Genomic DNA, 6,758 nt, shown 5'->3' on the forward strand with positions numbered 1-6,758 from the left:
TGTCACGTCTCGCAAGAATAGCCGGTGTGCTGCTTCCATGCCGGATTTGATCATCGCGAGAGATCCGCTTCACGGCAAGAGGGGCTCTCATCAGCCAAGGGTGAGGGCATGATCAACACACAAGCCGTTTTGGATTACATCCAGTCGGCTGACTGGAGCGACTTCCCGCGGGAGGTCCAGCATCAGGCCAAAAGGTGCCTTCTGGACACCCTGGGGTGCCTCCTGGCCGGCATGCGCACTCCGGTGGCGCGGATTGTTGCGGACACGGCCGTTTCCTGCTTCGGGGGGACCCCCGCCGCCCGGATTCTGGTGGACGGGCGCTGTGCCTCTCCGGTCGGTGCCAGCCTGGCTCACGGATTCGCCGCCAACGCCCTGGACATGGACGACGGCTACCGCCTGGTCAAAGGCCATCCCGGAGCGTGTATTTTGCCGGTGCTTCTCACCTTTGCGCAGACCATCCCCCTTTGTTCCGGTCGTGATTTCCTCACGGCCCTGGTGGTGGGCTACGAAGTGGGCATCCGGGCCGGGATCCTCCGCCATGCCACATCTCCTTCCTACCACGCTTCCGGAAGCTGGGGGGCGTTGGCCGGGGTGGCCGCGGGGGCCAAGCTCCTGGGCATGAACCGTCGGACCATCCGGGAAGCACTGGGCACCGCGGAATATCACGCCCCCATCGCCCCCATGATGAAATGCATCGATGTACCCGCCATGACCAAGGACGGGATCGGATGGGGAGCCATGGCGGCGGCGGCTTCGCTCATCCTGGCCGAAAGGGGCTTTACCGGCATACGGCCGCTTTTTGACGATAGGACGGGTGACGTTCTGGTTCCCCCACTGGGGGGGCGATACGAAATGTTGAATCTCTACTTCAAGCCCTACGCGGCCTGCCGCTGGGCGCAGCCGGCCATACGGGGAGCCCTTTTGCTGCAGCGCCGGCACGGCCTGTCCGTGGGCGACATCGCCCGCATCCAGGTGAAGACCTTCCGCGCCGCCACGGCTCTGGGCTGCGGGATGCCTGCCAATACGGAAGAAGCCCAGTACAACCTGGCCTATCCTTTGGCAACCGCCTTGCTGGACGGGAAAGTGGGGCCGGATCAGGTGCTGGGCGAAGGACTTGGGGATCCCGAACGGATCCGCCTGGCGGGCAAGGTGCAGGTCATCGACGATCCCGGGATGGACGCCGCTTTTCCCTCGAAAACACTGGCGGAAGTGTCGATTACGCTGACGGACGGAAGGGTTTTCCGATCCGGCGTCGTGGAACCTGCCTGGGAACCGCCCCACACCCTTCCCGCCGACCGGGAACTGGAGGAAAAGTTCCTCTCCCTGTCAGCTGCGGTGCTGGGAGACGGTAAGGCGAACGATCTGTTGTGTCGTCTATGGGACCTGGACGCTTGCGACGACATCGCGTTCCTCTTCAGGCTGTCAAGAGAGTGCTGCTGATCTTCGTTCCACTCGTCTCTTGAAACGGAATGGGTGGACTCTCCCCATTTCCTGCGGCCCTCCAGTGGAAGCCTCAAACGAGCTCTTTTTCAATTTCTGTTCCCATCGGATATGCCGTTCGTGGTCGAACCCGGGGCAGCAGAAAGGAGGTGATACGAAAACACCCCCTGGCCATTTCCAATCAGACACAGGTCCGCTACGTTTAGCTGCCGGTCTCACAAACCATCCAAGAAGGGAGGGCTCCCATGAGAACATCCATCCGGGCAATGACACTTTTGGTTTTGCTTCTGTGTTTCCCAATGATTCCTTCACACGGGCACGCGGAGGGGCTGGCCAAAGAGCAAGTGCTCACCATCGCCTTTGATGCCGGAGACGCCAAGACCTTCGACCCTCATCGCGCCGCCAGCACGGTGGATCGTAGCACCGTGGATTCCATGTTCAACGGATTGGTGCGTTACCCGCCCGGCCGACAGGTTGGATTCGAGCCCGACCTGGCCGAATCATGGGAAGTTTCCAAGGATGGCAAGACATGGACCTTTCACCTGCGCAAAGGTGTTTACTTTCACCCCTTCCCGGGATTTCCCGAGGGCTATGAACTGACTTCGGAGGATGTGGTCTATTCCCTGCAGCGCGCGGCGAACCCGGAACATTCAGCCTATGCGGGTGAATACGAGGGCGTCCAAGTGAAGGCCGTGGACCCCTATACGCTGCAGATCCAAATCGCGAAGCCCATCTCCGAAACCCTCTTCCTGGCAAAGTTCGCCAACTACGCCGGCGGGTTCATCGTCTCCAAGAAGGCTTTGGAAACAAAAGGGGAAGACTGGTTCAAAACCCACCCGGTGGGTACGGGCCCGTTTAGGTTTGAAAACTACGAGCCCCAACAAAAGACCGTTCTAGCCCGCCACGACAAGTACTTTCGCGGCAAACCCATCCTGGAGAAAGTGGTCATACGTTACATGCCCAACGTGAGCTCCCGAGAGTTCGGCCTTCGCACGGGGGAACTTCAGATTATCGAGGGACTCAACGAGGCGAAGTGGATCGAAAAGGTGGCCACCTTTCCGGATGTGAAGGTGCAGACATTCGGGCCTTGCGAAGTCCAGATGCTCCATTTCAATATGACCAAGAAGCCTTTCGACGACATCCGAGTGCGCAAGGCGTTTTGCTATGCCGTATCCCGAGCCGAAGTGGCCGCCTTCATGGGGGAATCCCTGGCCGAACCCATCTATTCCGGGGCCTTGGCTCCCCCGGCGCCGGGCGCCTTAACCAAACAAGAGGCTGAGGAAGCCGGTGTCGTTTATGAAGACAACGTGGAGATGGCCAAGAAGCTATTGGCCGAAGCAGGCTATCCCAACGGCTTTGAAACCGAGGTGATCATCAGCGAATTGGCCACCAGTTATCGTAAGCCCATGGTGGCACTTCAGGCGCAGGTGAAGAAGGCGGGCATCAACATGAAGAAGCTCAAGGTCGTGGATCACTCTTCCTTCCACGGATTGATCCGAGACGACGCCAGCCCGCTGGTCTATTACGCCTGCTGGAGGCCCAACGTGGATGTTTTCCTCACGCGATTCTTCCATTCGGATTCCACGGTGGTGAGCGGCAAGAAGCCTGACACGAATTTCTCCCACTACGGCACGGTGGACGCGGATGGCGACGGGACAATTGACACTATTGACCAGTTGATCGAACAGGCCCGGTGGGAACTGGACGCTCAAAAACAGGCCGATCTGTGGCGTAAGGCCCAGATTCAGTTGCTGAGCGATGTCAGTCACCTACCGGTGATTCGACTCAAATACGCGTTTCCCATGAAGAGCTACGTGGATTTGGGGCATCCCTTGGAATACAGCTGGCAGACATATTCGCCGCAAATTACGGAAAAAACACGGATCCTGGCGCATTAGCCGGCACCCAACACTGGAGAACACCCCAGGGAGGCCGGCCGATACCGGTGCCTCTCTGTGCTGAAATGAGCCGGATGGGGCGGCATGCCACCCGGTCGGGAAGACTCCTTGGGGTGCTTTTCTGATTTTGTCGAGTCGTGAGGACGAAAATTTCATGTTCACTTACGTGGTTCGCCGTATCCTGCAAAGTATTCCTATTCTCTTTGTGGTGTTGACACTGGTGTTCGTCGTCGTGCGGGTTCTTCCCGGAGATCCCGCGGTGGCGGCGCTCGGTGACTATGCCAGCAAGGAGGCCGTGGAGGCCTTGAGGGAAAAGATGGGGCTCAACGCCCCCCTGTGGCTCCAATACATTCGCTTCCTTGGCAGCCTGGCACGAGGCGATCTCGGCATTTCGGCAATCACCGGCTATCCCGTAGCCCAGCAAGTGGTCAAGGTTTTGCCCCACACGTTGGAACTCACCTTTTGCGCCATCGTGTTCGGCTATCTGCTGGGCATCCCCCTTGGAATTTCCTCGGCGGTGAAACGCAACACCTTTGTGGACTACTTCAACCGGGTCTTTTCCCTCTTGGGCTTGTCCGTCCCCGCGTTCTATCTGGGTATCCTGCTGATCCTTCTCTTTTGTATTCAGTTCCCGCTGTTTCCCGTGGTCGGCGCCGGTGATTTTTCGCGGCCTGTGGAAAATTTGCGCCACCTTTTCCTTCCGGGCTTGACGCTTGGACTGCTCATGACGGCCTATGTCACCCGCATGACAAGATCCTCCATTCTCGACACCATTCGGGAAGATTTCGTGCGCACCGCCTATGCCAAGGGAGTGGCGGAACGAGTGGTGCTCTATAAGCATGTGTTGCGTAATGCCATGATCCCCATTGTGACTTTGGGTGGATTGTATGCGGTGGTTCTCATCGGCTCCTCGGTCATGGTGGAGATTGTCTTTTCCCGCCCGGGATTGGGCAAACTGATGGTGGGCGCCATCAAACAACGGGACTACACCACGCTGCAGTCCGTTATGGTTATCTACGCCGTCATCGTGGTCATGATCAACCTGGCCATAGATCTTATCTACGGGCTTATCGATCCACGTATTAAGTACGACTAGTCACACAATCTTGAGGTTACAGCAGTGGAAGAGACTCTGATCATGCAATCCCAACGCCGAAAGATGTGGTCAGCCTTTGCGCGCAATCGCACTGCCCTGATCGGGGCTGTGGTGGCCATAATCATTGTCCTGGTTGCCGTTTTCGCCCCGGTTCTTTCTCCTTACGACCCTCTGGCCCAAGACTCCTACGCGCGGCTGGCACCCAGTAGCGAGGCCCACTGGCTGGGTACCGACGATTTTGGGCGAGACATCCTTTCGCGCATCATCTGGGGCAGCCGCGTATCGCTCATTATCGGCATCTCCTCCGTTCTTCTGGGCTTGCTGGCAGGCACCCTGCTCGGCATGATCGCCGGCTACTACCGAGGGAAGATCGAAACGACCATCATGCGCGGCATCGACGTTCTCATGTGCTTTCCCGACTTGATCCTTGCCATTGCCGTAACGGCCGTTTTGGGAGCCAACCTGGTCAATCTTATCATCACCATCGCCATCGTGATGACGCCCCGATTCGCCCGGTTGGCGCATGGTTCCTTGCTGTCCATCAAGGAGCGTGAGTATGTGGTGGCGGCTCAGTCCATTGGTGCACGCGTGCCCCGGATTCTGCGAAAGCACGTGCTGCCCAACATTTTCGGGGAACTCCTGGTCGCCGCAACACTCTGGGTCGGGGTGGCCATCCGCCTGGAAGCGAACCTGGCTTTCATCGGCCTGGGAGTGCAGCCCCCGACACCCACGTGGGGGAATATGATTCGCGAAGGGGTGGATGTCCTCATCAATGCCCCGGGCATCTCCATCTATTCGGGTTTGAGCATTCTCGTCACCATCCTTGCCTTCAACATGTTGGGCGATGGAGTTCGTGACATGATCGATCCTCGCCTTCGCGGTGCTTAGGTGTTTATCTAACCGCTTGATACTCCATGAATATGTTGGGTTTCACCTTAATGGATAAGCGAGGCGCCATTGAGAAACGACCTGCTGCAAATCAAGAATCTGAAGACCTACTTCTACACGGAAGACGGTGTGGCCAAGGCGGTTGACGGAATGGACCTGTTGATTGGTCGCGGCAAAACACTGGGTGTGATCGGGGAATCCGGATGCGGGAAGAGCGTCACAGCCCTATCCATAATGCGCCTCATTCCCTCTCCGCCGGGTCGTATTATTGAAGGCGAGATCTTGTTCAACGGGGAGGACCTGCTGAGGAAGAGTCCAGAAGAGATGCGCGGGATTCGAGGCAATGACATCTCCATGATTTTCCAGGAGCCGATGACCTCCTTGAATCCCGTCTACACCATCGGCAATCAGATCATGGAAGCCGTTCTCCTGCACCAGCGCGTATCCCGGCAGGAATCTAGGGCCAGAGCCGTGGAGATGCTCCGTCTGGTCGGGATCTCGTCCCCGGAAAAGCGCATTGACGAATATCCACACCAATTGAGCGGCGGGATGCGCCAAAGGGCCATGATCGCCATGGCCTTGGCGTGCCGTCCCCAGCTTCTGATTGCCGATGAACCGACCACCGCACTGGACGTAACCATCCAGGCCCAGATTCTGCGGCTGATCCAACAACTCAAAGAACAGATCGGCATGGCCGTGATGATGATCACCCACGACCTGGGGGTGATCGCCCAAGTGGCGGACGATGTGGTGGTCGCCTATGCCGGTAAGGCCGTGGAGGTGGCTGATGTGAGGACCCTGTTTCGCAGCCCGGCCCATCCCTACACCCGCGCCCTGCAGGAATCCATTCCACGTCTCACCGACACGCGCAAGCGTAAACTTGAAGTCATTCAAGGGATGGTGCCGAACCCCCTCCATTTTCCCTCGGGGTGCCGGTTTCACCCGCGTTGTAGACATGCCGTGGACTTGTGTCGGGAAGAAGAGCCGGAAATGGAACACATCACGGACCAGCATCAGGTCCGCTGCTTCATGTACAACCGGGAGAAAGCCCCCCTCTTTGAGCGGCGCAGAGCGGTCTGAAGACAGCCCTGCTCGAAACATGGAAAAACTCTTATCCCAAGTTTGTCACTTTTGTGTGTAAGTTACTGATTTTGTTGTAGAGTGTTTTCAAATTCTACACTACAAATTTTTCATTCGATGGTGGTCAGCCTCCTTAATGGTCGTACCGGCAGCCCGAGAGCATTGTAAATTTTCACGTGAACCGGTTCCGGCTCGGACGTGTGTCGTATGTGAATGACCTGCCCTTTGTCATTGACCATGCTGGTGGTCACCCGCACCTGGCCACTCAGATGCGTTCGCAAGGTGGCCCAGTGGTGACGAATTCCGCTTTCGCGAAGCGTCCTCTGGATGACGCACAGCAGATGGTAAGCAAGGAC

At 57.7% G+C, this 6,758-nt stretch carries 5 protein-coding genes and 1 pseudogene; 5 read left to right on the forward strand and 1 reads right to left on the reverse strand.

What is annotated here, in order from left to right; all coding sequences use genetic code 11:
• Window positions 1–108 precede the first annotated feature (108 nt).
• From BUB04_RS16625 to BUB04_RS16645, 5 genes are all read left to right on the forward strand, one after another.
• Window positions 109–1,440: an MmgE/PrpD family protein gene (locus BUB04_RS16625; RefSeq protein ID WP_073041579.1), complete on the forward strand. Its 1,332-nt coding sequence runs from the start codon at window positions 109–111 to the stop codon at window positions 1,438–1,440.
• Between the two features lie 245 nt (window positions 1,441–1,685).
• Window positions 1,686–3,338 (forward strand): ABC transporter substrate-binding protein, encoded by a 1,653-nt coding sequence (locus BUB04_RS16630; protein WP_073041581.1) that lies wholly within the window; start codon window positions 1,686–1,688, stop codon window positions 3,336–3,338.
• 154 nt (window positions 3,339–3,492) lie between these two features.
• Window positions 3,493–4,434 carry an ABC transporter permease gene (locus BUB04_RS16635; protein ID WP_073041583.1) on the forward strand — a complete coding sequence of 314 codons (942 nt, stop codon included), beginning with the start codon at window positions 3,493–3,495 and terminating at the stop codon, window positions 4,432–4,434.
• Between the two features lie 108 nt (window positions 4,435–4,542).
• Window positions 4,543–5,322 (forward strand): ABC transporter permease, encoded by a 780-nt coding sequence (locus BUB04_RS16640; protein ID WP_435051099.1) that lies wholly within the window; start codon window positions 4,543–4,545, stop codon window positions 5,320–5,322.
• A 69-nt stretch (window positions 5,323–5,391) separates the two neighbouring features.
• Window positions 5,392–6,402, forward strand: a complete 1,011-nt coding sequence (locus tag BUB04_RS16645; protein WP_073041587.1) for an ABC transporter ATP-binding protein — start codon at window positions 5,392–5,394, stop codon at window positions 6,400–6,402.
• 110 nt (window positions 6,403–6,512) lie between these two features.
• Here the strand turns inward: BUB04_RS16645 and BUB04_RS19475 are convergent.
• Window positions 6,513–6,758: pseudogene (locus tag BUB04_RS19475) on the reverse strand (IS1634 family transposase); the annotation flags it as partial.

This window comes from Desulfacinum infernum DSM 9756, assembly GCF_900129305.1.
Classification (GTDB): Bacteria; Desulfobacterota; Syntrophobacteria; order Syntrophobacterales; family DSM-9756; genus Desulfacinum; species Desulfacinum infernum.

Bases quoted from the DNA above. Each gene is read 5' to 3' on its own strand.
- BUB04_RS16630 (WP_073041581.1), top strand. From the start codon at position 1,686: ATGAGAACATCCATCCGGGCAATGACACTTTTGGTTTTGCTTCTGTGT.
- BUB04_RS16625 (WP_073041579.1), top strand. From the start codon at position 109: ATGATCAACACACAAGCCGTTTTGGATTACATCCAGTCGGCTGACTGG.
- BUB04_RS16635 (WP_073041583.1), top strand. From the start codon at position 3,493: ATGTTCACTTACGTGGTTCGCCGTATCCTGCAAAGTATTCCTATTCTC.